This window comes from Winogradskyella rapida (assembly GCF_042675845.1).
Lineage (GTDB): Bacteria > Bacteroidota > Bacteroidia > Flavobacteriales > Flavobacteriaceae > Winogradskyella > Winogradskyella rapida.
This window is the reverse complement of record NZ_JBHTKM010000063.1, coordinates 2,029,398-2,055,886: the sequence shown is the minus strand read 5'-3', so window position 1 is coordinate 2,055,886 and position 26,489 is coordinate 2,029,398. Positions and strand designations below refer to the sequence as shown.

Genomic DNA, 26,489 nt, shown 5'->3' with positions numbered 1-26,489 from the left:
CGCTTCAGATTTTAAGATCATTACTTTTCATTATACCACAGTCCATTTGATCTAATGGGCTCACCTATAAAATAGTTTAAGCTATAAACCCATGCGCTTTAGCGTGGGCTATAGCTTCCTTACTATCTTCTACCATTAAAACCTGAGTGGTTTTATAGTTTTCTATCAGTCCTTTTACCCGAATCATCTTCTTTTTATGTTTTACACTTCGCAGATAGATGGCTAAAATGCGGTCTGGAAATTCTTCTGCTATTTCCATGTAGATATCGGGATCGTGTTCACCACTATCGCCAATTAAAATAAACGGTAAATTAGGATAAGTTTTCAGGAGGTTTAAAATCTCCTTTTGTTTTTGCGGCTTTTCATCTTGAGGTTTTTTACGAAGTAAATTCCCTAAACTTCGCAATAATATAGGGCCTTTCGGAAAATTATTCTGTCGTAAAAAAAGTTCTAAATAACGGTATAAATTCCAAGGGCTATGACTGACGTAAAAAATAGGATTCGCATTCTTACCCGAAGCTCCTCGATGTAGTTTATGGTAAAATTCCGCAGAGCCTTCTAAAGGAATTCTATGTTTGGCATGCCTAAAAATAGAATTATAAATAACACGCCACTTTAAAACAGACACCACACCCGTATGTAATATGGTATCGTCAATATCACTGGCCACACCAAAATCGGCCTTTGGCGACGGAATTAAGATTTCAGAAGGAAATCGATTACGATTCTGAATGGTACGCTTAATGCTTGCATCGTTATAAGATAATTCAAAGGACAACCACCCTTCATCATTGGCTAAAGCCTTTAAGCCTTTGATGTTTTCTTGCGCAATAAAATAACCACTATCATCGGTTGTAACCTTAATAATACTGTTATCAGGTAATTTTAAATCTAAGCCTACACCTTTAATTTCATCCGTTTCAAAACGCTTCCAGGTATTCACAATAAGGTGCCAAATATGTTGATCTTCTAAATCAATAGATTCATCTTCTAGAGCACGACCTCTAGCATAAAAATGGGTATCGGTTCCGTAACTTCGAAAACCGATAATCTGAAGGGGATCTTTTTTAAACCAACGCAATGTTATTGTCTTTTTAGAAATTTAAAGATACTAATATCGTCTTATAAGCACAGTACTAAGCCAAAGAATTCGTTAGGCTAATGTTAAATATCTCCTAATTTTATAATATTCAAAGTAATTTAGTCAGAATTAAAATCTAGACCTCTTAAACAATTTTATAAAGCATGCAAAAATCACTAAGTCTCCTGTTTTTTAGTTTATTTCTTTGTGTTATAAACGCTCAAAATAGTGACATTAAAAACCCCACCCCAACACCTAACTACAGAGCGGCAGCAAAATTCTCGCCGACCAACTTAGCCAAACTTGTACACTCAACTTCAGTACGTCCTCATTGGCTTAAAAATGGAAACCGATTTTGGTACCAATATAAAACTTCAGAAGGCTCTCAATATTATATCGTAGATGCAGATAAGCGTAGTAAAAAAACACTTTTCGACAACGAAAAAATGGCACAATGGCTTACAGAAATCACTAAAGACCCGTATGATGCTCAGCATTTACCAAAATTTGATTTCGAATTTGTAAACAACGAAACCGCTATTCGTTTCTATGTGACCTCTACAGAAAAAGTAGATGCCAAACCTTCAGATGAGGATGCCGAAAAGGAAACCGATACAACTTCAACTAAAAAGCGAAAAAAGAAAAAGCCTAAAAAAGAAAATAAAGTTTACCACTTTGAGTACCAATTAGGCGGTAATGGCTTAACGGTTTTAGATCATAAAAAGAAGGAAAAAGAACATTGGAAAAAATGGGCCAACATTGCTCCAGATAGTTCGATTGTTTTATTCTCAAAGCATCACAACTTGTATTGGATGGATAAGGCTAACTTTTTAAAAGCCGTTAAAAATGAAAAGGATTCTACCATTGTAGAAAACCAATGGACACAAGATGGTGAAGAAAACTACAGTTTTGGAGGTAGCGGTCGTGGAGAAACCAATGAAGACAAAGTAAAAAACAAGGACAAGCGTAAAGCCGTACGTGGCATTTGGTCTCACGACTCTAAAAAGTTTGTTTTCCAAAGAACCGATTCTAGACACATAAAAGATCTTTGGGTTATAAATACCACCTCTAGCAAACGCCCTACTTTAGAAACTTATAAATACCATATGCCAGGAGAAGATGAATATTACAAAACAGAACTTCATGTTTTTGATATTCCATCTAAAAGCAGTATCCAAGTACAATTAGATACCGTGAAGCAACAAAGCATTCAGGTTTACCGTGAACCTCGTTTAAAATCGAGCTATGATGACGACTTTGCTCCTTCACTTCTCTTATCTAAAAAAGGTAAAATCTATTACAATACTATTAGTAGAGATCGTAAGAAATTCGACATTTGTGTAGCAGACATTAATACTGGAGCCACAAAAGTGCTTATTGAAGAACGTTTTAATACGTATATAGAATCGCGTCCTTTAGTTTTACTAAACAACGAGACCGAAATGTTACATTGGGCTGAGCGTTCGGGTTGGGCACATTATTATTTATATGATACCGAAGGGCGTCTTAAAAACCAAATTACTTCAGGATCCTATCACGTAGAACGTGCTATTGGTGTTGATGAAAAAAGCAGAACCTTATATTTCACGGCTCATGGTATTCCTAAAGATCAAGATCCGTACTATGAACACTTATATAAGATAAACTTAAATGGAACAGGCTTAAAAGCTCTGAATCCTGGAGATTATAATACGAGTACAAATATGGCCGACTCTAATGCCTATTTCGTCAGTAATTATTCTAGAGTGAATACGGTTCCTAAATCGGAATTAAGATCTAATACCGGAAAACTTATTATGGAATTAGAAGAGGCCGATTTATCACAACTTATGGCTGCTGGCTACCAATTCCCTGAAACCTTTAAAGTAAAGGCCGACGACGGAATTACGGATATTTATGGGGTGATGTATAAACCTTTCGATTTTGATGAAACCAAATCTTATCCGCTTTTAGAATACGTTTACCCAGGACCTCAAACGGAAGCCGTAAATAAATCATTCTCTGTGCGTATGGATCGTTTAGATCGTATGGCACAAGTTGGATTTATCGTGGTTACAACCGGAAACCGTGGTGGGCATCCAGACCGTTCTAAATGGTACCACAACTACGGATATGGTAATTTAAGAGATTACGGATTGGCCGATAAAAGACATGTTGCCGAACAATTAGCCGACCAACATGACTTTATTGATATTAATAAAGTGGGAATCTATGGGCACTCTGGAGGTGGATTTATGTCTACAGCAGCAATGCTCGTATATCCTGATTTCTTTAAAGCCGCTGTGTCTTCAGCCGGAAATCATGATAACAATATCTACAACAGTTGGTGGAGTGAAACACATCATGGTGTTCAAGAAGAAATGGATGATGATGGTAACGTAAAGTACAAGTATCTTATAGATAATAACCAATCTTTAGCTTCGCATTTAAAAGGACATTTAATGCTTATTACTGGAGATGTCGATAATAATGTACACCCTGGTGGAACGATACGTATGGCTAATGCTTTAATAAAAGCTCATAAACGTTTCGATTTTATGCTTATGCCGGGACAACGTCACAGTTTTGGTAGCATGACGGAGTATTCATTTTGGTTACGAGCAGATCATTTTACTAAACACTTTTTAAATTACGAACCTTCTGAGATAGACATCACAGAAATGAATAGAGATCAACCTAAATCGAAACCTTAAATATTTCGAAATCATTCTTAAAAAAAAACCGCGTTTTAACAACGTGGTTTTTTTATGGAAAAAACTTAATAATCCACAGCTCAACTTATTGCTCATTAAAAGGTTTTGATAACGTTTCTTTTATTTAATTTTGCAACATGATAAAAGCTTTACAACTACGCATCAATTTAAACCAAGAACGACAAGCCGATGGCTTACTCCAAAAAGCGGCTTTCGATCTAGGTATGAAACCTTCTGAAATAACGGGAATCAAGATTTTAAGAAAATCTATTGATGCACGTAAACGACAAATTATGTTTAACTATAAGGTTGAAGTTTATATCAATGAATCGCTTCCTGAAAATTCTGAATACCAATTTAATTACCAAGACGTTTCTAAAGCCAAGCCAGTACATATTATTGGATTTGGTCCTGCGGGAATGTATGCTGCTTTACGTTGTATAGAACTCGGTTATAAACCTATTGTTTTAGAGCGAGGTAAAAATGTACAAGATCGTCGTAGAGATTTAAAAGCGATTAATCAGGATCATTTTGTAAACGAAGATTCTAATTATTGTTTTGGCGAAGGCGGAGCAGGAACCTATAGTGATGGTAAACTCTACACAAGAAGTTTAAAACGAGGTGATGTGAGACGAATTTTTGAAAACTTAGTTTATCATGGAGCTACGGATCAAATTTTAGTGGATGCTCACCCGCATATTGGCACGAATAAATTACCTAAAGTGGTTCAGAATATAAGAGAAACCATCATCCGTTACGGTGGTGAAGTTCATTTTGAAACCCGCGTGACTAATTTCAGCATTAAAGATCAGAAAATTGTAGCCCTTCAACTTCTTGATGGTACGGAATTAGATACCGAAAAAGTAATTTTGGCAACAGGGCATTCGGCAAGAGATATTTTTTATTTACTGAATGATAAAAACATTAAACTCGAAGCAAAATCCTTTGCTATGGGCGTTCGTGTAGAACATCCTCAAGAAATCATAGACGGTATTCAATACCACTGTAAAGGTGAGAAACGCGATGAACTCCTACCTGCAGCTTCGTACAGTTTGGTACAACAAGTTAATGACAGAGGGGTGTATTCCTTCTGTATGTGTCCTGGCGGATTTATCGTGCCAGCCGCTACATCCAATGGCGAAGTGGTTGTGAATGGGATGTCTCCTTCAAAACGAAACAATAAATTTGCCAATTCTGGTATTGTTACTGAAATTAAAGCCGAAAGAGACCTGCATAAATACGAGCATTTTGGGCCGTTAAAAGCCTTAGAATACCAAAAAGACTTAGAGCGCTTAGCCTTTACATCTGGTGGACGACGCCAGTCTGCACCCGGACAAAGACTTACAGATTTCGTTGAAGGTCGATTGTCTAATTCTTTAAATGAAACCTCTTACCAACCCGGATTAAAATCGGCCCCATTACATTCCTTATTACCTAAAATAATTGGCGGCTCCTTACGAAAAGGATTTAAAGCTTTTGGTGAAAAAATGAAAGGCTATTATACGGAAGAGGCTAATATTATAGGTGTAGAATCGAGAACCTCTTCTCCTGTTAATATTCCGAGGACAGACAGTTTAGAACATCCTGAAATCACCAACTTATATCCTTGTGGTGAAGGTGGCGGTTATGCTGGCGGTATTATTTCTGCAGCGATGGATGGTGAGCGTTGTGCAGAAGCCGCAACTACTAATTTTTAAATTGCGCTAATTAAAACGCCTGAATCCATGAAACTCATCTATATTTTATTAGCCCTCTGTTGGTCGCTAAAAGGATTCAGTCAAGTCCCTGTTAAGAAACAACAGCTTATAGATTCGGCCTACCAAATTGCTTCAAACCATAAACTTCCGGTAGACGACAGGCTTAGTGCTTATCGTTATTGTTGTTGGAAAACGGTTTATTTAGATTTCAATCAAGGTTTAAAAATTAGCGGGGAGTATTTAGATTTAGCTAAAACAACAGCCCAATACGATAAAATTGCACAAGCCCATCATTTTTTGGGCCATTCCTATTTAATGTTAGGCCAAATTGATCGGGCAGAGCACATTTTAAAAGAAGGTTTAGACTTAGCCCTTGCCAACCAGATGTATGAAGGGGTCGCAACACTATACGGCGACCTCGGGAATTTAAAAAACAGTCAAGGTAACTCTGACCTCGCTTTAGAGTATCATTTTAAGTGTTTGGACTATGCCAATAAACACCAACTCAATGTAGAATACGCCCGTGCTAAAATTAATATTGGAGAAATTTATGAAGCCCAAGGCCAATATAAATTAAGTATAGCCACTTTTCAAGAGGCCTTGCATTTTTGTACGACACACAAGTTTGGCGGATTTAAATCGTCGATCTATGAGAACTTAGGAAATATTAATCTTTCTATAAAAGAGTACAGCACTGCGCAAAAGCATTATTTAACGGCCATTTCTTACGCAAAAAGACTTAACAATAACAACCGACTTATTAGGTCTTTAAACAAATTGGGAGAATTAAATTTAGAACTTAATGATCTCGATCGGGCCTTACAAAATTATAAGGAAGCCCTTCGTGTGGCTTTAACTACTGAAGCATCCTTACTTGAAGCCAAAGTAAGAACCAATTTAGCCGAGGTGTATTTACAGCAGAACCATTTAAAAGAAGCCAAAGCCAATATTACACTCGCTATTACACAGCTTGAGAATTTAAAAATTAAAGAAGACTTAGATAAAGCCTATATCATAGCAGCGAAAACAGATCATAAACTTAATCGGCACAATGAGAGCTATAGGTATTACCAAAAAGCTTACCGCACAGCCAAAGACAATCACCATTTGCAACCTCTAAAACTAGCAAGTGAAGGTTTAGCTTTAGCTTATGAATCACGAGGCGATTTAACAAAAGCACTCACCTATTACAAAGCCTACAATAACTACAATAATCAAATAAGAAATGAGGAAGGGATAAGGGATATTATCCGTCTAGAAATGCAAGACATTTATCAGAAGAAGTCCCTTGCCGATAGTATCAATAAAGCCAATGAAATAACACTACTTCAATATCAATATGATAAAAAAGAAGAGCGAAACAGGTTAAGAAACTACACGGCCCTTTCTAGCATTATTATACTTATTCTTCTCGTTATATGCGTCACCTATTTTTACCATCAAAAAAAGAAAATTGCAGCCGTATTATCAAAAAAGAATCGCGTTATAGAGAACGCCTTAAACGATAAAGAAATCTTATTAAAAGAGGTACACCATCGTGTTAAAAACAATATGCAAGTGGTCTCTTCTGTCTTATATTTAAAATCTAAAAACACAGAGAATAACATTGCTAAAAAAGCCTTGATAGATAGTAAAACCCGAATTGATGCCATGCAGCTCGCACATCAAAAAATGTATCTTAAAGGAAATTATAAACAAATTGACGTTAAAGACTATTTTAACGACATTGTAAAGCTCTTGTTAGAACCTATAAAGACTGATGACGATACCTTTACCGTTCACGGCACTCAACTTTGGTTAGACGTTGAGCAAGCCCAAACTTTAGGCCTTATTTTACATGAGTTAATTGCTAACAGTATAAAATACGCTTGGTCTAAACCTCACCAAAAACAAGTAAATATCTCTATTGAAAAATTAGAGCAAGACATTGCATTTCGATATACGGATAATGGTTGTGGCTTACCGGAAGGTACCACTATTGAATCGAGTCAATCATTTGGATTAAAGTTAATTTATGCACTTTCCACTAGACAATTACTTGGTAAGCTAGACATTAATAATTCCGACGGATTCGACCTAAAAATCACCTTTCATGCCCGATAACATTAAATCCAAAATTTTAATTGCAGATGATGATGTTTTCATCTCGGAACAGCTGAATAGTATTTTAGAAGATTTAGGCTATGATGTTACAGCTATTGCCTTCAATGCAGAAAGCGCCATTAAAGCTCTTGAAACTAACCCACCAGACCTTGCTATTTTAGATATCAATATGCATGGGAGCAACCAAGGTTTTGAGATTGCAAAATATATCAATGAGCAGTTACAGATCCCTTTTATATTTCTCACCTCTTTTGCAGATGCCACCACCGTAAAAGAAGCCTCAAAACTTACTCCAGATGGTTATTTATTAAAGCCATTTAATGAAGCGAATATTTTTTCTACAATAAATATCGTCCTAAACAGATACGCCATTAACCATAGTTATTTCACCATTAAAATAGGTCATGAATTGCATAAGGTTAAAGAAGAAGAACTTCTTTTTATTTCCTCTTCAGACAAGTATATAGAAATACACACCAGCATTAAAAAGTATTTAAAAAGAGATTCTATTGATGCTTTTATAACCGCCAATAAACTTACAGACGTCTGCCGTGTTCATCGCTCTTACGCCGTTAAACTCACCAAAATAGACAGCGTTAAAGGAGCTGTAATCCATATTGCAGAGCATGAAATCCCTATCTCCAACACCTATAAGACGGCTTTTAAGGACGCTTACAACGCTCTATAAGCGACTAACTTATCCTCTTTTTTAAGGTTCTTAGGTTATATTAAACGATGAACGGTATCGGTTTTTAAACTCTTCTCGGACAAAACCCCACACTTCACGACATTTTTTTTTAAGAGTTTAAACAATGCCTTATTATTGTTTTAGAATCTTTAACCTACTTACTTTTGAAAAAAAATTCTCTATTAATAGGGGTATTTATAGCGCTTGCTGTTGTTCTTGTCACAGCTCAAGTTATCATCCTCGTGCAACTCAGTTTTCATTCCTAGTTGTTCTTACAAGGACAAATAAGATTTAATAAGAAGGCATCGCTCGCTTTAGATTATTTACCTAAGAAAGATTTGCTACATCGTGAACGCTAGTTTTTCAACATAAAACCCTTAGCGTTTTATAAATACCTGACACCCCTTTAGGTTCTTCCTTTTAAAACCAAGCATAGCGACCTACTTAAGGCTTTAATTTTCCTGAAGTCCTTCAGAAATAAAACGAAAACAAAGCTCTACGTATCCAAATTACACCACAGAATCGCCCGTTTATTTCTTCGTTTCAATAGTTAAAAATTAAAGCTATGAATGCCGGTTTATATAGGAGTTGTTTAAATAAATTATTATTATTTTCGCATCATAAATTTAGATAACAATGAACGCATATATATTTCCAGGTCAAGGAGCTCAATTTACAGGAATGGGTCTAGATCTTTATGAAAACTCTCCATTAGCACAAGAATTATTTGAAAAAGCCAATTCAATCTTAGGCTTCCATATTACAGACATCATGTTTGAAGGTTCTAAGGAGGACTTAAAGGAAACCAAAGTTACGCAACCAGCGGTATTTTTACATTCGGTGATTTTAGCGAAGACTTTAGGCGACAGCTTTAAACCGGATATGGTTGCCGGACATTCATTAGGTGAATTTTCAGCTTTAGTAGCGTCAGGAGCCTTAACGTTTGAAGATGGATTAAAGCTAGTTTCTCAACGTGCTATTGCGATGCAAAAAGCTTGTGAATTACAACCAAGTACAATGGCTGCCGTTTTAGGATTGGAAGATGCCGTAGTTGAGGAGGTTTGTAAAACTATCGACGGTGTAGTGGTTGCAGCCAATTATAACTGCCCAGGTCAATTAGTGATTTCTGGAGAAGTAGAAGCTATTAATAAAGCTTGTGAGGCTTTAAAAGAAGCTGGCGCTCGCCGTGCACTTGTGCTTCCTGTTGGTGGTGCGTTTCACTCGCCTTTAATGGAGCCTGCTCGTGAAGAATTAGCAGCAGCTATAGAGAACACAACGTTCAGTAAACCAAACTGTCCTATTTACCAAAATGTTACTGCATCTGCAATTACAGATGAAAATGAAATAAAAGCTAATTTAATTTCACAACTTACAGCTCCCGTGCGTTGGACACAATCTGTACAACAAATGATTAATGATGGAGCTAGCTTATTTACAGAAGTAGGGCCTGGTAAAGTACTACAAGGTTTGGTTAAGAAAATAAATCGCGAAGCAGAAACCGTTTCTGCAACCTTAGATACAAACGCCTAAACCCTAAAACTTTGAATAGGAATCTTTTTATAACGCTACTGATTATCTTCAATATTGCTATTGATCAAATCTCAAAGGTCATTGTGAGAACCACGATGATAAGAGGTAGCAAAGGGCAAATCAACGTCATTAAAGACTATTTTCAGCTTATTTGGGTTGAAAACAAAGGGGCCTTTTTAGGCATGGGTAGTGATATGAATCCAACACTAAGATTGTTGTTTCTTCTTATTTTACCCACCCTTGTATTAGGGTATGTTGTCTATTACATTCTTAAAACTAAATCCTTAGACCAACTGAGTCTTATTGCCTTTTGTTGTATTGTAGGAGGTGGTATTGCCAATGTATTTGACCGTATTGTATTTGGCCAAGTAACGGATTTCTTCTACATTAATTTAGGAGGTGTCTTTAGAACCGGAATCTTCAATGTTGCCGATTTATCGGTAACAACAGGGATGATTATGCTTCTATTCAGTGGTGTGTTTACCAATAAGAAAAAAGAAAAAGCGTTAGATTAACGCGCTAATAGGCAGTCTTCGCAGTCTTTAACTTCGCCGTAGTACGTTTCACGATATTTGTGAAGCGTTTTGTAAGGAATACTTAAAAATTGTTTCTTGATGTAAGTCACATTAGTTTGTAATGCGCCCATTTTTCTGGTGAATCGACCTTCTGTTTTGGTCTCTCTTTTAATACTAATCAATTTCATGTTGTTCAATTATCATTCCGTACAAAGTAACGGATTTAGATGACCAACTCCAAGAAATCAATGTTAAATACTGATTAACAAGCTATTGGATTATGACATCAAAAATGAGACGCCATAACCCTTAGCATATTCTTAGTTAACCCTGAGCTGCATTACACATTCAATAATTAAGATTTTTTAATTATTAACGTTAAGTCGCCACAATGGGTTTTCTTCTATTTTAAAAGGAAAGCCGTTGAAAGTCTTATTTACTTCTTATTTTTTGCTCCCATTTCCATGCCGCATCCATAGCGTCATCTAATGTTAATTCCGTTTTCCAACCTAACACGCTATTGGCTTTAGACGTTTCTGCATAGGCCGCAGTAACATCACCTTCTCTTCGGTCTACAATCTTATAATTTAAGGCCTTTCCAGAAACACGTTCAAAGGATTGTACAGCTTCTAAAACCGTACTTCCTGTTCCGGTCCCTAGGTTAAAGAATTCGTAATTAGAGTCATTTTTAACATCCAACAAGCGTTGTAGCGCTACCACATGGGCCTTCGCTAAATCCACTACATGAATATAATCTCTTACACAAGTTCCATCTGAGGTTGGGTAATCACCACCAAAAACAGAAAGTTGCTCGCGCATTCCAATAGCTGTTTGTGTAATATAAGGCACTAAATTCTGAGGCACTCCAATAGGAAGCTCTCCAATCTCGGTAGATTCATGAGCACCAATAGGGTTAAAATAACGTAAAGCAATCGCTTTAATATCGCCATTAACACGGCAGGTATCTCTAATAATTTCCTCCCCTATTTGCTTCGTATTACCGTATGGAGACTCGGCTGGTTTAACCGGTGCATTTTCAGTAATAGGCAATTCATCAGCTTGCCCATAAACCGTACAAGACGAACTAAAAATAAAATTCTTCTTCTCTAAGTCCTTTAGTTCCTGAAGCAGATAAATTAAAGTGCTAATGTTATTTTCATAATACATTAAAGGCTCAGCAACACTCTCTCCTACCGCTTTATTGGCCGCAAAGTGAATGATCCCTTGAATATCCGTATGACGCTTAAAAAAATCCTGAACATCTGCCTTCACCTTTAAATCCAATTTCTCAAAAAGTGGTTTTTTATTGGTAATTGCGGTGATACCATCTAAAACTTCAATTGTAGAATTAGATAAATTATCTATAATAACAACCTCATAGCCTTCATTTTGTAATTCTACAACGGTATGCGATCCTATAAAACCTAAACCACCTGTAACTAAAATTTTCATGTTTTTTTCTTTATTGCGTTCGTTCAATGTAAAATTCCTAAGTCTGTTAAACCGCCATGATCGTTACATCATGACGGTATTAAACGTGTCCTATAAATTGATAAAATTTAAAACCGTATCGGTAATAAAAGTAATTTGTTCATCGTCTAATTCTGTATGCATTGGTAATGAGATTACAGACGTTACCAAAGCATTCGTCACCTTGAAATCGGCTTCGTTATAACGCTCATCTTTATAGGCTTTTTGACGGTGTAAAGGAATTGGGTAATAGACCCCACAAGGAATATTTTTCTCTTGCAAGTGCGCTACTAAAGCATCCCTATCCACATCAACAAGGTTTAAGGTATATTGATGAAACACATGGCAATCGCAAGTATCACAAATGCCTTCGCAGGTCGTTAAACCTGTTGGAATAATTATATTCTTATGATTTTTAAAGGCTTCATTATATTTTCGAGCTGTACGACGACGTGCCGCATTATAGGTATCTAAATGTGGTAATTTCGCATTTAAAACCGCCGCTTGGATAGAATCTAAACGTGAGTTTACGCCAACCACATCGTGGTGGTAACGCTCATACATCCCGTGATTTACAATACCTCTAATGGTATGCGCTAAATCGTCGTCGTTAGTAAAAATAGCACCACCATCACCATAACATCCTAAGTTTTTAGAAGGGAAGAACGATGTGGATGCCGCATGACCAATAGCACCTGTTTTAGTTTTAGAACCATCACGATGTGTATATTCCGCACCAATACCTTGGGCATTATCTTCAATAACAAATAAATTATGCTCTTTAGCCAAATCCATAATAGCATCCATATTTGCTGGCAATCCAAACAAGTGTACTGGTACTATAGCTTTTGTTTTTGGTGTAATCGCTTTTTTGATGGCTTCTACATCAATGTTAAAAGTCACCGGATCTACATCAACTAAAACGGGTGTTAATTGTAATAACGCAATCACCTCTACCGTAGCGGCAAATGTAAAATCTGCAGTGATCACCTCATCACCTGGCTTTAAACCTAAGCCCATCATGGCAATTTGCAAAGCATCGGTACCGTTAGCACAAGGAATAACATGCTTAACCCCTAAATAATCTTCAAGATTTTTCTGAAATTCGTGAACTTTGGGTCCGTTAATAAAAGTGGCGCTATCCATGACCTCTTGAATCGATGGATCTACTATATCTTTAATTTTGGCATATTGACTTTGAAGGTCAACCATTTGTATTTTTTTCATTGTAAAGCTTACATTTATAATCTTAAATAGATGAGCAAAAAGCTCTAAGCGAAAATACGAAATTGTAAGCGCTATGGCAATGTAATTAATTGAAAGAAATGTATTTTAGCACAAATCTTTTTTTTTGAAACTATTCTATTCCATAGGAATTTATATCGCCAGTTGGGTTATAAAATGTGCTGCTCTATTCAATTCTAAATTAAATCAGGGCGTTAAGGGAAGAAAACAGACTTTTTCAAAACTTAAACAAGCCATTTCATCTACCGATCAAACCTTTTGGTTCCATTGCGCTTCATTAGGCGAGTATGAGCAAGGCCTTCCGGTGTTTGAAGCTTTAAAGCAGCAATACCCACATTACAAGGTGGTTCTTTCCTTTTTCTCTCCTTCGGGCTATGAGGTAAGAAAGGACGCTAAAATTGCAGATGTTGTTGTTTACATGCCTTTAGACACCCCAAGCAATGCTAAGACATTTTTAGACCTGATTCATCCTAATTATACCGTATTTGTAAAGTATGAAATATGGCCCAATTTTTTACACGAATTAAAAAAACGCAAATTAAAAGCGGTTTTAATTTCAGCCGTATTCAGAGACAATCAAGCATTTTTCAAATGGTATGGCGCCTATATGAAATCGGCATTATTTGCCTTCAACCATATCTTTACGCAAGATGAAAATTCTAAAGCCTTGCTCCATAACATCGGTTATACTGCCACTTCTGTTTCTGGAGACACCCGGTTTGATCGTGTTTCTAACCAATTAGATATAGACAATAGGATTGATTTTATAGACACTTTTAAAGCTCAAAACCGCTGTGTTACTTTTGGAAGTGTTTGGCCTGAAGATGATAAATTATATCTCAATTTCATCAACCAGTCTACCGCATCTGATGTTAAATATATTATTGCGCCTCACAATATAAAACCGAGTTATATCGCTTCATTAAAAGCACAACTGAAGGTTAAAACCATAAGCTACTCTGAATTGGAATCCGCCGACCATTTAGAGCAGTATCAAGTCTTTATTTTAGATACCATAGGCTATTTAAGTAAGGCCTATAGCTACGCAGACATCGCTTACGTTGGTGGTGGCGCTGGGGCTACGGGATTACATAATATTTTAGAACCTGCCGTTTTTGGTATGCCTATTATTATTGGTAAGAATTACGAAAAATTCCCTGAAGCTAAAGCCCTTATTACATTGGGTGGTGTGACGAGCGTTGCTACGCCTGAGGAATTTACAAATACGCTTGAAAACTTAATTAACAACGACACTGTAAGGCAAAATCAAGGCGATATTACGCAAACCTATATCCGTAGCCATCGTGGCGCTGTACATAAAATTATGGCTTATTTTAAAGCTTCAAAATCTTAAAATTTAGAATGCACCAATCGGTATAAGAGCACCGCTGTTATTTTAGCTTGTGTAGCAATAGTATTTAGGTTTCCGGTTTCATTAATGGTATGATCGCCACCACCACCTGTAAGGCCTAAGCCATCAATAGCCATATCTACATATCCTGAGGTAAAAGAAATATCAGCAGCGCCTGCTTTTCTAGGATTTACAGGCTCAACACTTCCAAACCCTAAATCTTCACTTACCGTATTGTAATAGCTTAGTAATTTTTGATTCCCTTCAGTTAAACTCAATGGCGGATAACCTCCATCGGAAAAGATTAATTCAGCAGAGGTTTGCGGGTAATGTTCTGAAACGATTTCTTGCATCACACGCTTCGCATGCGCTAATTGTTTTAGGGAAACGGCTCTTAAATCGCCACGAACGACGGCTTCTTGCGCTACCACATTGGTTTTCCCTAGCGCTTCTCCCCCAGTCCCAGTAGCATTGCCTTTAATATCTGTTCCACCTAAAATAAATCCAGGATTAAAGGTTAGATCTTTTTCGGTAGACAATTGTTCATAAAAAGCATTTAAGATTCGAGACGTTTCAAAAATAGCACCAACGCCTACGGTTTCGGTAAAAACTTGCGAAGAGTGCGCGGGTTTACCTTTTACGGTAAGCTTCCAATCTGTAGATCCTCTACGAGACACCACAATCGTTTTTGGATTATTATCCCCATTTTCAAAACCGATAGCAATATCGGAACGTTTGGCGGCATCAATAAGGTCCTTTTTTGATAAATACAGCGGTCGTCCACTTCTTTCTTCATCACCAGTCATGATAATCTCAATAGACATATCGTCTAATAGTCCCGCATCTCTTAAGGCCTGCATAGCCAAAATAATAATAACATCACCACCTTTCATATCAGCAACACCTGGGCCTTTCATGATGGAGTCATTTTGCATGGTATACGCTTGAAACGGACTCTCTAACTCAAAAACCGTATCTAAATGGCCTATAAGTAAGACCTTTGGTCCTTTTTTGCCTGTGGTTTTAGCAATGAGATGTCCTGCTCTACCATAAGCCTCTCCCGAGGTTAATGTTGTTGTGAATCCCAAGGCATCAAACTCTTTTTGAAACAACTGGCCTACAGCTTTTACGCCTTCAAAATTCATAGTACCACTATTTATAGACACGGAAGTCTTCAATAAAGAAATAGTGTTCTCTACATGTTTGTCAACTGCTTTTAGTATTTTTTTCTCGTTTCTGTGATTCTGAGTGAAGCCAGAAAGCGACCAACATAAAATAGCAATGAGTGAGAAATATTTAAATTTTAAAGTCATAATTAAAAAGGGTCTTAATATTTATTATGGTCCTTCTGTGAAGGTGGTCGGGACCACTACAAAAATTTACTTGGATTTATAGACTTCTGTAATTTACAGTAAAAATTTGAACTTGCAATGATCCAAAGGCAATAGCATCAACGTATATATCAAAGCTGTACGCGAAATACATTAAAAATTTTATGGAGTTCTCCATTAAAAATATTTTCGTACCTTAACATAAATTAACATTAAAACTATTAAAATGAAAAAAGTTGTATTAAGTTTAGCTCTAGTTGCTGTTTTAGGATTATCATTTACATCTTGTAGAGATACTAAAGAAAAAACAGAAGATAAGATTGAAGATGCAATGAACGAGGCAGAAGATGCAATGGATGAAGCAGAAGATGCAATGGAAGAGGCTAGTGAATCTATTGAAGACGCTGTTGACGATGCCGGAGAAGCATCAAGTGAAGCTTTAGAAGATGCTGAAGCGGCTGCAAGCGATGCTGCTGAGAGTATTGAAGAAGGTGCAGAAACAATGGCTGATGACGTTAAAGACGCGGCTAACACAGCTGTTGAAGACGCAAAGAAAGCGAGTAGCGATGCTGCTGACAAAGTGAAAGCTGCAGGTAACAAAGCCGTTGAAGATGCTAAACAAGCAGGAAGCGATGCGATGAATAAAACAAAAGGCCTATAATTGACCTTGACCATAAAAAAAAAGCCTGATGTGAATCAGGCTTTTTTTATGCTTAAAATTGAGGATGAACCTCTACAGATTCACTAAGGTTTAGTTCACTAGGAACTACCACGGTTCTCGATTTTAAAGTCTTATCCTTAATATTATCGATTAATAATTTGGTCGATATTTCGCCCATTTTAAAGGCTTTTTGATGAATGATCGATATTTTCGGACTCGATAATACTTGAGTATGCTCATAGCCAAAACCAACAACAGACAAATCTGATGGAATGGCACGCCCTAACTTCTTCGCCATATTAATGGCCACAATACCCGTAATATGATCTATAGATAAAATAGCATCTACATTAGGATGAGCCTCTAAATAATCATAAATCTTACGTTCTACATCGCCATCACCAGCATGATCTAAGTTTAGAATTTGGGCTTCTAATTTATGATCGTTTAAGGCTTTTGTATACCCTTCTATACGAAGCTTTCCAACACTAAGCTCTTCAATATTACTCACCAATAAGATATGCTTTCTTTTATCATGAACAATTAAATGTTCTGTAGCCGCATAAACCGATTGAAAATCATCGACAATAACCTTGTTACAATCCACATCATGAACCACTCTATCAAACATTAACACGGGAGTATCCGTTTTAAGCGTCGCTTTTATATGTTCAGTCTGTTGTTCTACTTGGCTCTCTCTAGCCACCGCAATGATAAAGCCATCCACACTACCGTTAGACAATAACTCTAAACTGCGTTGCTCCTTGTGTAAGGTCTCATTAGAAAGACATACAATGATATCGTAATCATTAGCGTTAGCTGTCTTTTCTATACCGTGTAAAACTTCAGCAAAAAATGGATTTGTAACCGTTGGAAGAATAACCCCAATTGTTTTGGATTTATTGGTCTTTAATTGCTGGGCAATTCTATTGGGTTTATAATTGAGTTTTGTGGCGAGTTCTTTAACACGAATCCTAGTGTTTTCACTAATTTCATGACTATCATTTAAAGCCTTTGAGACTGTAGAAACCGAAATATTTAATAGCGCCGCTAATTCTTTAAGTGTTGTCATTGATATTGTTATTTAATGAAATAAAAAAGAGCATATGTTATACGCTCTTTAAAATTACTTTTAAAAATTTTAAAACCTAGTTATTCACCGATTTTATTATTTCAAAATCTAAAATTCTTCGCTTTTTTTCGCAATATATAAGCCCGCTGCTAAACTATAAACAGGTTTAGCATTTAATTATAATAATAAATTTAAGATTTCGGTGCTGAAGCTTTCTTACGCTGATCTAAAGCCGCTCTAATTTCACCTGCGCGTTGTTCTGTAATATCGTAGTTACGCATAATATACATAGCCACTAAGGTCCCTGCAATAGGAAAGCCTGAAAAGAATAAACGCAATCCAATAAGGGCACTTTCGGTTTGTATTTCAACTGCAGAATCAAAACCAACCACGGTTAAAATAAGGCCACTTAATCCTCCGGCAATACCAAAACCAAATTTTACCATCCACCAATATATAGCTCCAAAAACACCTTCTCTACGTTTTCCTGTTTTTAACTCATCAAGATCAATGACATCGGCGGTCATAGACATCATAAGCGTAAAAAGACCTCCGATACCAAAGGAGAAAAAAGGAAGGGCAAATAAAAATAAATAGGGCTTTCCAGGCACAAATAAAAACCATAACATAATATAGCCTACAACGGAAATTCCTTGTGTGACCATAAAAGCATTTTTCTTCCCGAGCATTTTAGAGAGTTTAGCCACAATAGGAATAACGATAAACGTCGTGACTAAAGCTCCAACACTTCCAAATAAGGTTGGCCAAATCCCTGCCGCTCCGGCATCTCCATTAAACAAATAATAGACGATGATAAAAAAGGTAAAACTCGCTACGGTATTAAAGGCATTAAACACAAAGAAAGTCGCAAAACAAAGTTTTTTAAAGGGTACCGATTGAAAGGCTTCCACAAAATTATTTCCAATCTCTTTTAAGCTCCCACCAATAGTAGCCATAGTTAGTGGCGAATAATTTTCATTGACTGTAGACTTACTTTTTATAAAAATAGCCGGCAACATAGCACATACCCCAAAGATAACACCAACCCAAATCGCCAATTCTCTCACGGCCACATCTGCAGAAGGGTACCACTCCGGATCGTACATAATTACCCAAAACCATGGTGCTATAACCCAAGCCCATTGACCAATCCACTGTGCCACCGCCATAATATTGGTACGCTCATGAAAATCATCACTCATCTCATAACCCATGGCCACATAAGGCACACTAAAAATTGTTAACCCCAAATAGAACAAAAAGGAGGTCAATAAAAAGTAGATAAAATTATAATTTAGAGAATTATCTCTGAATAACTGCCACATAATAATGAAGGAAATCCCCATAATTATGGCCCCAATAAATACATACTGTCGGCGTCTTCCCCAGCGGGATTTGGTATTATCTGAAATGTACCCCATGATAGGGTCTGTAATGGCATCAAAAATTCTCGGTGCCAAAGACACCACGCCCCACATCCACCCAGGAAACCCTAGGTCTTTTACCAAAACAACTATAAATATACCGATAACGGCAGGAAACATTTGGTTAGCAAGCATTCCGGCGCCAAAAGCAATTTTTTGACCTAAGGGAACTTTTTGGGATGCGATGGACATAACTTTTATTTTATCACATTAATTTTTATCCGAAAGCCTTATGCTTTTGGAATGACAATAGTTTGTAGGGCTTGACCATCAATCTTTAAATTGATGTGCTTGTCGTTTAGCGTAAGGCTAAAATTCTGCGCCTTCTTTTCTTCATTGAAAACCACTACAGCAATAGACCCATCAGGATTCTGAGCTGCCGTTACAATAATAGCATCAGCGCCATTTTCAACACCAATTACCTCAGCACCTGGTCTGATGTATTTACTAAAATGAGCCATGGTATAATACAAAGGCGTAAAGTACACCTCATCTGCATCTGGATCTACAATGACTGGCGCTAGACACCAATTCTCAAACCAATTTGGTCCACCTTGGCGGTCTAAAACCATATTCCAGTCAACCCAACCGTCTACCCAATTGTTAAGACAACCAATAATATCTCTCGCATAGCGATTTACTGGCGCATATTTTGGGTGTAAATATTTGTTTTCTGGCTTCGCCCAATCGTAACCCCAATCGGTCGCTTCTTTTTTCCAATACCAAGCATCATCTTGCCACATTGGAATTTCAGAATCAATACAACCTTCAGTTTCTATTATATATTTCTCAGGTGCTTTTTGGTGCGCGTACTGTAAGGTTTCAGGAAAAACTTCATAGGTACTTTCATACCAATGGATCGCTGTCCCAGCAAAATATTTTGATGAAGCTTCGTCTTTAAACATCTCATCAACCCATTCTTTTAAACCGCCTCTATTCTGATCGTAACCTAATATATTAACATGCCCTTTACCATCAGCTTCTAACTTAGGACCTAAATGATTTTGTACAAAGTCTGTTTCTTCTTCTGGCGTAAAGTGCATACTTTCCCAGTTATTACCATTTCCGTGAGGTTCATTTTCTGGTGTTAACCCCCAAATATCAATACCTTCAGCTTTATAAGCGTCTAAATATTTAGAAAAGTATAGCGCAAACGTATCGTAATATTCAGGTAATAATTTCCCTCCTACATAAGCCTTGTTATCTTTCATCCATGGTGGAGATGACCAAGGTGACGCAATAATATGAAACCCATCTTTTGAAATGGCTTGAGCATCTTTAATCATAGGGATGAGATCTTCACGATCTTCATCAATACTAAAATGTTCTAAATCCATATCACCAGCAACAGGCGCATAGGTATAGTTATTTAGAGAAAAATCACAAGAGGCAATATGTGTTCTTGTTAAAGAATATCGTGCTCCATCTTCAGCAAAATAAGCCTGTAAAATAGTGTCTCTATTCTTTTTACTTAATTTGTTTAATAGATAAGCTGAAGACTCTGTAAAAGACCCTCCAAATCCTGTGATGGTTTGAAACGTTTGCTCTGGTCGTATTGTTACGACAGCCGCAGAATCTACATCTGTAAATTCAGTAATTCTTGTTAATTTATTTCCACCTTCTGAAGTTTCATAAACTTCAACATTTAAAGTGTCGTCCTTTTTCTCAGGAGCACAACCCACTACCGTTAGAATTAAGAGCGCCACAAGGCTGATCTTTGTTCGTTTCATATTTCTGTGATTTAATTATTCTTATGTTCTACTGTTGTATAGTGATTTTTTACCACCGTAAAAACTTCTTTCTTGTTTCTATCGATATCTACAATACCCCAAAATTCTTCATTAGGACTGCCATCAAAAGGCACACCTGTACTGTTTGGTGCCGTACCTCCGGTATCTTGCACCGCGTTGTTTCCGGCTTTCCACCAGCCATCGGTAAAAGAAAATAAAGTGACCCCTGAACAGATTTCCTGATTGTTAAAGGTTTTATCTAAAATGATAGCTGTAGCATCGGCTTGCGCTTTTTCATTGACGCCCTGCGTATACCCTTCATTTGCAATTTGCATATAACTATCAGCACCGGTTTCTGACAGATACATTGGTTTTGAACTGAGGTCTTTCCACTGTTCAAAAATGGTTTCTGGTCGGATAGAACGGTAGACATTCATCCCCCAAACATCAATATTAGGACTCATAGATCGCGCGAGTTCATTTGGCAAATCGCCATGCGCTGTGGTAACCGGATGTGACGGATCATTTTGATGTATTAAGGCTGCTGCAGCATTCATAGCCTTGTACCAATTTTTAATATCGCCATCAAACCACTCCGGATGATAGTTATACTCGTTCCCCAATTCCCACATTAATATGGCATTATGATTTTTGAATGTATTTACCAGGTCAATGAATGTGCCTGAATAGATATCGTAACGCCCACCTTGTTTGTAGCCAAAGCCCATGATGACTTTAAGGCCTGCTTTTTCAATTTGATCTAAAACATTTTTGTCTGCGATTGGTGCATACATTCTTATGGTATTGATTCCGGCTTCAACCATTAACTCCAAATCTTGGCTTAAGGTGGAAAAATCTCTTTTATTAGGACTGCCTTTTGGCACCGGATGGTAACAGATCCCTTTAATTAAATAGGCTTGATCATTGACCAAGAGCCGACGTCCTGAAACAGAAACAACCGAAGTATTAACAACCGCTTCTTTTACAAGCTGACTCTCTTTTTTGGTCTCATTTTTACACGACACAAAAGCCATAAAAAAGACCATAAGTATTGCTATTTTTTTCATGATTGTAAACGTTTATTTCGGATAATCGGTGTTGGGCACTAAAACGGTTTCCATTAAACTTTCAACATTGCCATTAAAGGTTTTGGTAATTGGCTTTCCATTTCGTGTTAAACCTTTAAAGGCTCCTTCATCAACCAAAGTCCAAAGCGGATATTTAGCTTCATTTTCAAGATTTATTAAACCGAAGTGATTTTCTGAACCTAAGGCATTGCTGGCATCTTTCCACGGCTCATCAAACGCTTCAAAATAAAAACAACTGATGTTCGCCTTTTGGGTCCATTGGCGCAGATGTTTATAATACAAGCCTTGTTTATACTCATCTGTAGCGCGTGAACCTGTTTCGCCATAATGCCCATTAGAAATGGAAGCCCAACCAGTTTCGCCAATATGAATAGGTTTCTCTACTCCTATACTTTTCATATAATTGGATACACTATCGTATTGTGCTTGTGCAAAATGTAAAGCTCGTAACATCGCAGCATCGATTTTTTCTTGATCTGATAGCGATTCTTCTGCCTCAAGGACTTTCCAGAATTCAGAATTGTAATGTGAGTTATGATACGGATAGGTATGCATAGAAATATAATCTACCGCATGAGCAAGTTGCTCTAAATCTTCTGTATGGTAACTCGCATCGCCACCTCCCCAAGAAGAGTAATCATCTGAACTTGTTATCCATAAATCCGACGGTAAATCGCCAGTTTGTTTTAAGTTTTGAAGATGCTGCACCCATTTTAATATAATATTAGGGGTTACATAGTAGCTCGTGGCCCAAGTAACCATGGCTTCGTTCCCCACCGCCAGAATTTTTACAATATCTGGATATTGGTTCGCTAAAGCTACAGCTGTATTAACCTCAACAGCATTACGTGCACTCTCTTCCGTATGAATTGCTTCTCCATCTCCCGTTCCGAAGGCATTTTTGCAATCAATCCAAATGCCTAGCATCACATACATTTCAAAATCTGGAGTTTCCGCTTTTAATTCTGATATCGCTTTTAGCAAATTGGCCGCCTGATCAAAATGCACATTATAGGTTCTGAGCACCTTAATTCCCATAGCGTTTAGAAGCCGCATATCTTCTTTTAACTCGGCAAGTGTTGGTTGCACCTCCCGCGTATTGGTTCTATACCCTCCATAAGAAATAGCCACATACTCCGGATTTCCTAAAATATCTTTAGCACTCAAAACCTGTACTTGCTCCACAGGTTTTGAATTGCTTTTTTCCTTTTTTGTATTCTGACATGAATACGCAAGACACCATATTAAAATAAATACCGCTGATTTTATAATTGAATTCATGTCTCTATTTTTATTTTTGAATAGCCACTTTAATATGATCTACTTTTCCTGAACGCTTAAAAATGTGATCAGAACTATTTTCATCCAGTTTTAAAGCGTTGAAGCTTGTTACCGTTCCATCATTTAAGACCACTTCAATTTTATTTTCTGAAGCTAATTGATAAATAATTGGCACTTGACAATAGGTAAAACAAAGGGTGCCTTTCTCTAATTGAAGCGTTTTAGAAACCTTATCAATCGTCGTATATGTGAATTCTGAGGCCGATTTCAAAAACTCGTCCTTTCTTAATAGTCTTGGATTGAAGTAGAGTTTTCCGTCTTCAACAAAAACACCTAATTCTCCAAAACGACATAATACATCTTCTTTTACCTGACCTGTCATTCCTGGTTGCTGTGCCCCTTTTCCGCCTGGCGTATGCGAATAAGGATCCGTTGGAAATGCCCCGTATAATTCTGGAGATTTATGAACTCCAATACCTTCACCTATTTCGTAATAATGGTCTAATAATCCACCAATTACCGCTTCATCTTCGTTAGTATTAATTGCCTTAATACAATTTTCTTGTACGGCTAATAATAACTTAGACACCATATGCCAATAGATTGATCCTAAACCTTCATAGCCATAAAAAGTTCCAGAACGTCCTGTAAAGGATTTATGATTAAATACCTTTTCAAAAACAGCTAAAAGCTGAGCACGTTCCTGGTCTACTAAAGGTTTAAAGTCTTCCGGCAATTCATTTAAAGCCGCTTTTAAACTGTTAGCATTATTGAAATTACCATTAAAATGATACTGTCCTAAAACATCCTTTTCAATGATTTGTTTGTTATTCGATTTTAATAATTCTTGTAATAATTGAGAGGCATTAACCGCAGTATCTGGAATATTATTTCGGTCTACAAAACGTGGTAACTGTTTATTAGGATACAGAATATAACTGTACTGATCGGCTCTAAATAAAGCACTTGCTTTTAAGGCATTTAAAACTTCTAAGGCTTCCTCAGACGTTAAATAACCAGAACTTAAGACGGCAACTTGGCCTTCTAACATTTCAGATAAATAAGAGATAGAGACTTCCTTATCGTTTTCAACCGTCATTAAATTATACGCATGATACAAATCATCTGAACGCTTATTGGCCTTTATAGTATGCTCTAAATATTGTTTCGTAATTCTAAAAAAGTCTAATAAATCGCTTTTAGAAATGGATTGTTTTTCATTTTTAAAACCAGATGCATAAATGGCCATACGGTATACACTACCTGCTTGCCCTAGACCATCTAAAATTGTTTTTCTGTCCGCATTAGAAATAGCAGCACTTAACACCGCTTTATGACGCTCTAAGGTTGTAACAACTTCAGTGAAAAACACATGTAATTCTTCTGAAATTTCAACCGTATCTAGGCTAGCATTAGAAACCACGTTTTCAAAGAAATTTAAAAAACGTTCTAAGTAATATAAGGTTACCATAGAAACCCCGTTACCAACAAGCGCGTTATTAGCATCGTTCCATTCTGGTCGTTGTGTATTTAACCAAATCCCGCCTTCTGGAATAAAGTTAGAGACTTTGGCTAATACGGTTACTAATAGTTTTTCTATTAAGTTGACCTTATAAATGGCCTTATTTTGGTCTTTTAATAACGCTCCATCAACACCTAGTTTTGCGCGTTCTTCATTAATTTCTTGATTTAAACGGTGGTCAAAATCAATTGTATCTTTTGGATTCTTTAAGGTGTCTTCATAACTTTTAATCTTATAAGGCACATTAGCAAACACAAAAACGTTGTCTTTAAAAGATGCTGCTAAGCTTGAAGGATAATGTTTTTCTATAAACTCTAAGAATTTAAGTAAATAGATGATTTGGTGATCGCCCCAATACCCAATGTAAGACCAAGGATCATCTTCTTCGATGACCTCCCAATCAAATCCGTCTTTAGTAACACGGTAAGGATTGTAACCTTCAAAAGTAGTGGCATTTAAAAACTTATGAATCATACCTTCTATAAACTCAGGATAAGCATGCGCTAAGGCTTCCCAATTCTGAAAAATATCTCTCCAGTTCCCTTGATAATCTAAAATTTTAGAACCATCAATTTCATTAGTGGTATTGATTGAGAATTTATTCCACGGACGACTTGGGTCTCCATGTCTTCTACTAAATTTTAAGGGTAAATATTCAAGGCAAAGTCTTTTAAAATCAGAATTACTATCCTTTTTTGCAAGCGCCTTAAGATCTTCAACCGTAAATAGTTCTGGTAAGGCCTGTAAAATTTCGGCTTTATCTTTAGCAACAATGGTATTCGCTTTGTTGATATAAGTTATAAAATCGGCTTTTTCAATGGTGTAATTATCATCAAAAATACCACCACGCATCACATTAAAAAGCGTGTTTGCAAAATGTCTTGTATTTCTTAATTGATCTTCTCCAAGTTGTACCCCATCTGCAGCACCAGCAATTTCAATAAGGTTTTGCGTTCCAGCATCGATATCCTTTTGTACGGTAGTCCAAAGTTGAGAATCGTTTTTAATTTGTTCTGAAATGTCACAGATATGACCTGCCGTTTGATTAACGTTAGCCACAAACATCCAAGTCTGTTCTGCTCCGGCGTCTAAGCTTAAATCTGAAGACACGAAATACGCGCCTTTTTCAGCTCTAACATCTTCTTCCTGTTCAATTTCTAACCCTTTTCTAAAGTTATTTAATTGAAGTGAAGAGATGAGATACTTCGGATGATCTAAACCTAAAGACCAAACAATATTGGCTTTTAAGGCTTCACTTGGTTCTGCTTTATCTACTATAACAGCACTTAAGGCAAAGATGCCAATACCCGTATCTTTTTGTAATTCGTTTTTCTTATAAGCATCGACCAGATTGCTATATTGGTTTTGCATATCAGCACCAATACCAAATGGCACAATGTTTTGTAAACCATCTAAAAGGGTTACCTCAACCTTTTCTGAGGTTGTATTTGTTAAGGTCGATTTTTTTACAAACCCATAACGCGTACTCGAATTCCATTCGTATTTAAAGCTTAAGCCTAAATCCGTATTAATTTCTTCAAAAACAACTTTATTTCCATAGGTGTTTTTGTACAAATTTCTTTTAATAGCATACACGCCTTTATAGGCCTCTGAAAACGGTTCCCATAAAAATGTTTTATCTGCTTTGTGAACTTGAAAAATAGTTTTTGGCCCAGTAACATCGGCAAACTCGGTAATCTTATCATCCGTATAGTAAGGGAATAAGGCATATTCTGAATTTTTTCGTCCTGCACTTAAGCCTCCATTACTAGAGATAAACATCCAATGGTTAGAATTGCTCACGAGACTCATAAAAAAGGGTCTCATTTGATCACTATTTGATATTTTATAGAATTCTTGATGGTCAAGACGTACTAATTCACCTTTAACTTCAGTACTTTGTAATGAAGCCTTTTGGGTTCCGATATAAATGGGATTTTTAGTCATTTACTAAATTATTGATTCCAGAGTAAGCGGCACTATTGCAAACTAGCGTCTCCGTGCAAG

19 protein-coding genes are annotated in these 26,489 nt (G+C 36.8%); 8 read left to right on the top strand and 11 right to left on the bottom strand.

The annotated features are described in order from the left end of the window. Positions 1-76 precede the first annotated feature (76 nt). Positions 77-1,081, bottom strand: coding sequence for an App1 family protein (locus ACFQ13_RS16130; protein ID WP_386119167.1), 1,005 nt, complete (start codon positions 1,079-1,081; stop codon positions 77-79). A 164-nt stretch (positions 1,082-1,245) separates the two neighbouring features. Here ACFQ13_RS16130 and ACFQ13_RS16125 point away from each other — a divergent pair, with 164 nt between their 5' ends. The 6 genes from ACFQ13_RS16125 (at position 1,246) to lspA (ending at position 10,307) form a co-directional block, all read left to right on the top strand. Beyond that, positions 1,246-3,774, top strand: coding sequence for a S9 family peptidase (locus tag ACFQ13_RS16125; protein ID WP_386119165.1), 2,529 nt, complete (start codon positions 1,246-1,248; stop codon positions 3,772-3,774). 137 nt (positions 3,775-3,911) lie between these two features. Next, positions 3,912-5,471, top strand: coding sequence for an NAD(P)/FAD-dependent oxidoreductase (locus tag ACFQ13_RS16120; RefSeq protein WP_386119163.1), 1,560 nt, complete (start codon positions 3,912-3,914; stop codon positions 5,469-5,471). A gap of 27 nt (positions 5,472-5,498) precedes the next feature. Further along, on the top strand, positions 5,499-7,574 hold the full coding sequence (locus ACFQ13_RS16115; protein WP_386119160.1) for a tetratricopeptide repeat-containing sensor histidine kinase: 2,076 nt from the start codon (positions 5,499-5,501) through the stop codon (positions 7,572-7,574). Beyond that, a complete protein-coding gene (locus tag ACFQ13_RS16110; RefSeq protein ID WP_386119158.1) occupies positions 7,564-8,262 on the top strand; it encodes a LytR/AlgR family response regulator transcription factor in 699 nt (232 codons plus the stop codon). The genes ACFQ13_RS16115 and ACFQ13_RS16110 overlap by 11 nt, the downstream gene beginning before the upstream one ends. Positions 8,263-8,898: 636 nt before the next feature. Continuing rightward, positions 8,899-9,792, top strand: a complete 894-nt coding sequence (gene fabD, locus ACFQ13_RS16105) for an ACP S-malonyltransferase (protein ID WP_386119156.1) — start codon at positions 8,899-8,901, stop codon at positions 9,790-9,792. An 11-nt stretch (positions 9,793-9,803) separates the two neighbouring features. Then, the gene (gene lspA / locus ACFQ13_RS16100) at positions 9,804-10,307 is read left to right on the top strand and encodes a signal peptidase II (protein ID WP_386119154.1); all 504 of its coding nucleotides are present in this window, start codon (positions 9,804-9,806) and stop codon (positions 10,305-10,307) included. Here the strand turns inward: lspA and ACFQ13_RS16095 are convergent. From ACFQ13_RS16095 to ACFQ13_RS16085, 3 genes are all read right to left on the bottom strand, one after another. Further along, on the bottom strand, positions 10,304-10,495 hold the full coding sequence (locus ACFQ13_RS16095; protein WP_114308506.1) for a hypothetical protein: 192 nt from the start codon (positions 10,493-10,495) through the stop codon (positions 10,304-10,306). The two genes, lspA and ACFQ13_RS16095, sit on opposite strands and share 4 nt — an antisense overlap. 244 nt (positions 10,496-10,739) lie before the next feature. After that, on the bottom strand, positions 10,740-11,759 hold the full coding sequence (galE, locus tag ACFQ13_RS16090; protein ID WP_386119152.1) for a UDP-glucose 4-epimerase GalE: 1,020 nt from the start codon (positions 11,757-11,759) through the stop codon (positions 10,740-10,742). 90 nt (positions 11,760-11,849) lie between these two features. Then, positions 11,850-13,004: a DegT/DnrJ/EryC1/StrS family aminotransferase gene (locus ACFQ13_RS16085; RefSeq protein ID WP_386119150.1), complete on the bottom strand. Its 1,155-nt coding sequence runs from the start codon at positions 13,002-13,004 to the stop codon at positions 11,850-11,852. 124 nt (positions 13,005-13,128) lie between these two features. On the opposite strand from ACFQ13_RS16085, the gene ACFQ13_RS16080 reads away from it, so the two are divergent. Then, positions 13,129-14,376, top strand: coding sequence for a 3-deoxy-D-manno-octulosonic acid transferase (locus ACFQ13_RS16080; RefSeq protein WP_386119148.1), 1,248 nt, complete (start codon positions 13,129-13,131; stop codon positions 14,374-14,376). Here ACFQ13_RS16080 and ACFQ13_RS16075 read toward each other — a convergent pair. After that, the gene (locus ACFQ13_RS16075) at positions 14,373-15,686 is read right to left on the bottom strand and encodes a M20/M25/M40 family metallo-hydrolase (RefSeq protein ID WP_386119146.1); all 1,314 of its coding nucleotides are present in this window, start codon (positions 15,684-15,686) and stop codon (positions 14,373-14,375) included. The two genes, ACFQ13_RS16080 and ACFQ13_RS16075, sit on opposite strands and share 4 nt — an antisense overlap. A gap of 244 nt (positions 15,687-15,930) precedes the next feature. Between ACFQ13_RS16075 and ACFQ13_RS16070 the strand changes: the two genes are divergently transcribed. Then, positions 15,931-16,365 carry a hypothetical protein gene (locus ACFQ13_RS16070; RefSeq protein WP_386119144.1) on the top strand — a complete coding sequence of 145 codons (435 nt, stop codon included), beginning with the start codon at positions 15,931-15,933 and terminating at the stop codon, positions 16,363-16,365. A 52-nt stretch (positions 16,366-16,417) separates the two neighbouring features. Here the strand turns inward: ACFQ13_RS16070 and ACFQ13_RS16065 are convergent, their stop codons facing one another. The 6 genes from ACFQ13_RS16065 to ACFQ13_RS16040 all read right to left on the bottom strand — a co-directional run bounded on the left by ACFQ13_RS16065 (position 16,418) and on the right by ACFQ13_RS16040 (position 26,429). Next, positions 16,418-17,437 (bottom strand): LacI family DNA-binding transcriptional regulator, encoded by a 1,020-nt coding sequence (locus ACFQ13_RS16065; protein ID WP_114308501.1) that lies wholly within the window; start codon positions 17,435-17,437, stop codon positions 16,418-16,420. A 191-nt stretch (positions 17,438-17,628) separates the two neighbouring features. After that, the gene (locus tag ACFQ13_RS16060; RefSeq protein ID WP_386119142.1) at positions 17,629-19,053 is read right to left on the bottom strand and encodes an MFS transporter; all 1,425 of its coding nucleotides are present in this window, start codon (positions 19,051-19,053) and stop codon (positions 17,629-17,631) included. A 38-nt stretch (positions 19,054-19,091) separates the two neighbouring features. Beyond that, positions 19,092-20,591 carry a glycoside hydrolase family 30 protein gene (locus ACFQ13_RS16055; RefSeq protein WP_386119140.1) on the bottom strand — a complete coding sequence of 500 codons (1,500 nt, stop codon included), beginning with the start codon at positions 20,589-20,591 and terminating at the stop codon, positions 19,092-19,094. Positions 20,592-20,602: 11 nt separating this feature from the next. Further along, positions 20,603-21,658, bottom strand: a complete 1,056-nt coding sequence (locus tag ACFQ13_RS16050; protein ID WP_386119138.1) for a glycoside hydrolase family 2 TIM barrel-domain containing protein — start codon at positions 21,656-21,658, stop codon at positions 20,603-20,605. Between the two features lie 12 nt (positions 21,659-21,670). Next, positions 21,671-22,960, bottom strand: a complete 1,290-nt coding sequence (locus tag ACFQ13_RS16045) for a glycosyl hydrolase family 17 protein (protein ID WP_386119137.1) — start codon at positions 22,958-22,960, stop codon at positions 21,671-21,673. Between the two features lie 10 nt (positions 22,961-22,970). After that, on the bottom strand, positions 22,971-26,429 hold the full coding sequence (locus ACFQ13_RS16040; RefSeq protein WP_386119135.1) for a hypothetical protein: 3,459 nt from the start codon (positions 26,427-26,429) through the stop codon (positions 22,971-22,973). Positions 26,430-26,489 lie beyond the last annotated feature (60 nt).

What these genes read in the sequence shown, in the direction of transcription:
- ACFQ13_RS16125 (WP_386119165.1), top strand. Translation starts at nt 1,246, where the DNA reads ATGCAAAAATCACTAAGTCTCCTGTTTTTTAGTTTATTTCTTTGTGTT.
- ACFQ13_RS16085 (WP_386119150.1), bottom strand. Translation starts at nt 13,004, where the DNA reads ATGAAAAAAATACAAATGGTTGACCTTCAAAGTCAATATGCCAAAATT.
- galE (WP_386119152.1), bottom strand. Translation starts at nt 11,759, where the DNA reads ATGAAAATTTTAGTTACAGGTGGTTTAGGTTTTATAGGATCGCATACC.
- ACFQ13_RS16045 (WP_386119137.1), bottom strand. Translation starts at nt 22,960, where the DNA reads ATGAATTCAATTATAAAATCAGCGGTATTTATTTTAATATGGTGTCTT.
- ACFQ13_RS16120 (WP_386119163.1), top strand. Translation starts at nt 3,912, where the DNA reads ATGATAAAAGCTTTACAACTACGCATCAATTTAAACCAAGAACGACAA.
- ACFQ13_RS16075 (WP_386119146.1), bottom strand. Translation starts at nt 15,686, where the DNA reads ATGACTTTAAAATTTAAATATTTCTCACTCATTGCTATTTTATGTTGG.
- ACFQ13_RS16040 (WP_386119135.1), bottom strand. Translation starts at nt 26,429, where the DNA reads ATGACTAAAAATCCCATTTATATCGGAACCCAAAAGGCTTCATTACAA.
- ACFQ13_RS16070 (WP_386119144.1), top strand. Translation starts at nt 15,931, where the DNA reads ATGAAAAAAGTTGTATTAAGTTTAGCTCTAGTTGCTGTTTTAGGATTA.
- ACFQ13_RS16060 (WP_386119142.1), bottom strand. Translation starts at nt 19,053, where the DNA reads ATGTCCATCGCATCCCAAAAAGTTCCCTTAGGTCAAAAAATTGCTTTT.
- fabD (WP_386119156.1), top strand. Translation starts at nt 8,899, where the DNA reads ATGAACGCATATATATTTCCAGGTCAAGGAGCTCAATTTACAGGAATG.
- ACFQ13_RS16115 (WP_386119160.1), top strand. Translation starts at nt 5,499, where the DNA reads ATGAAACTCATCTATATTTTATTAGCCCTCTGTTGGTCGCTAAAAGGA.
- ACFQ13_RS16050 (WP_386119138.1), bottom strand. Translation starts at nt 21,658, where the DNA reads ATGAAAAAAATAGCAATACTTATGGTCTTTTTTATGGCTTTTGTGTCG.
- ACFQ13_RS16055 (WP_386119140.1), bottom strand. Translation starts at nt 20,591, where the DNA reads ATGAAACGAACAAAGATCAGCCTTGTGGCGCTCTTAATTCTAACGGTA.
- ACFQ13_RS16095 (WP_114308506.1), bottom strand. Translation starts at nt 10,495, where the DNA reads ATGAAATTGATTAGTATTAAAAGAGAGACCAAAACAGAAGGTCGATTC.
- ACFQ13_RS16110 (WP_386119158.1), top strand. Translation starts at nt 7,564, where the DNA reads ATGCCCGATAACATTAAATCCAAAATTTTAATTGCAGATGATGATGTT.
- ACFQ13_RS16065 (WP_114308501.1), bottom strand. Translation starts at nt 17,437, where the DNA reads ATGACAACACTTAAAGAATTAGCGGCGCTATTAAATATTTCGGTTTCT.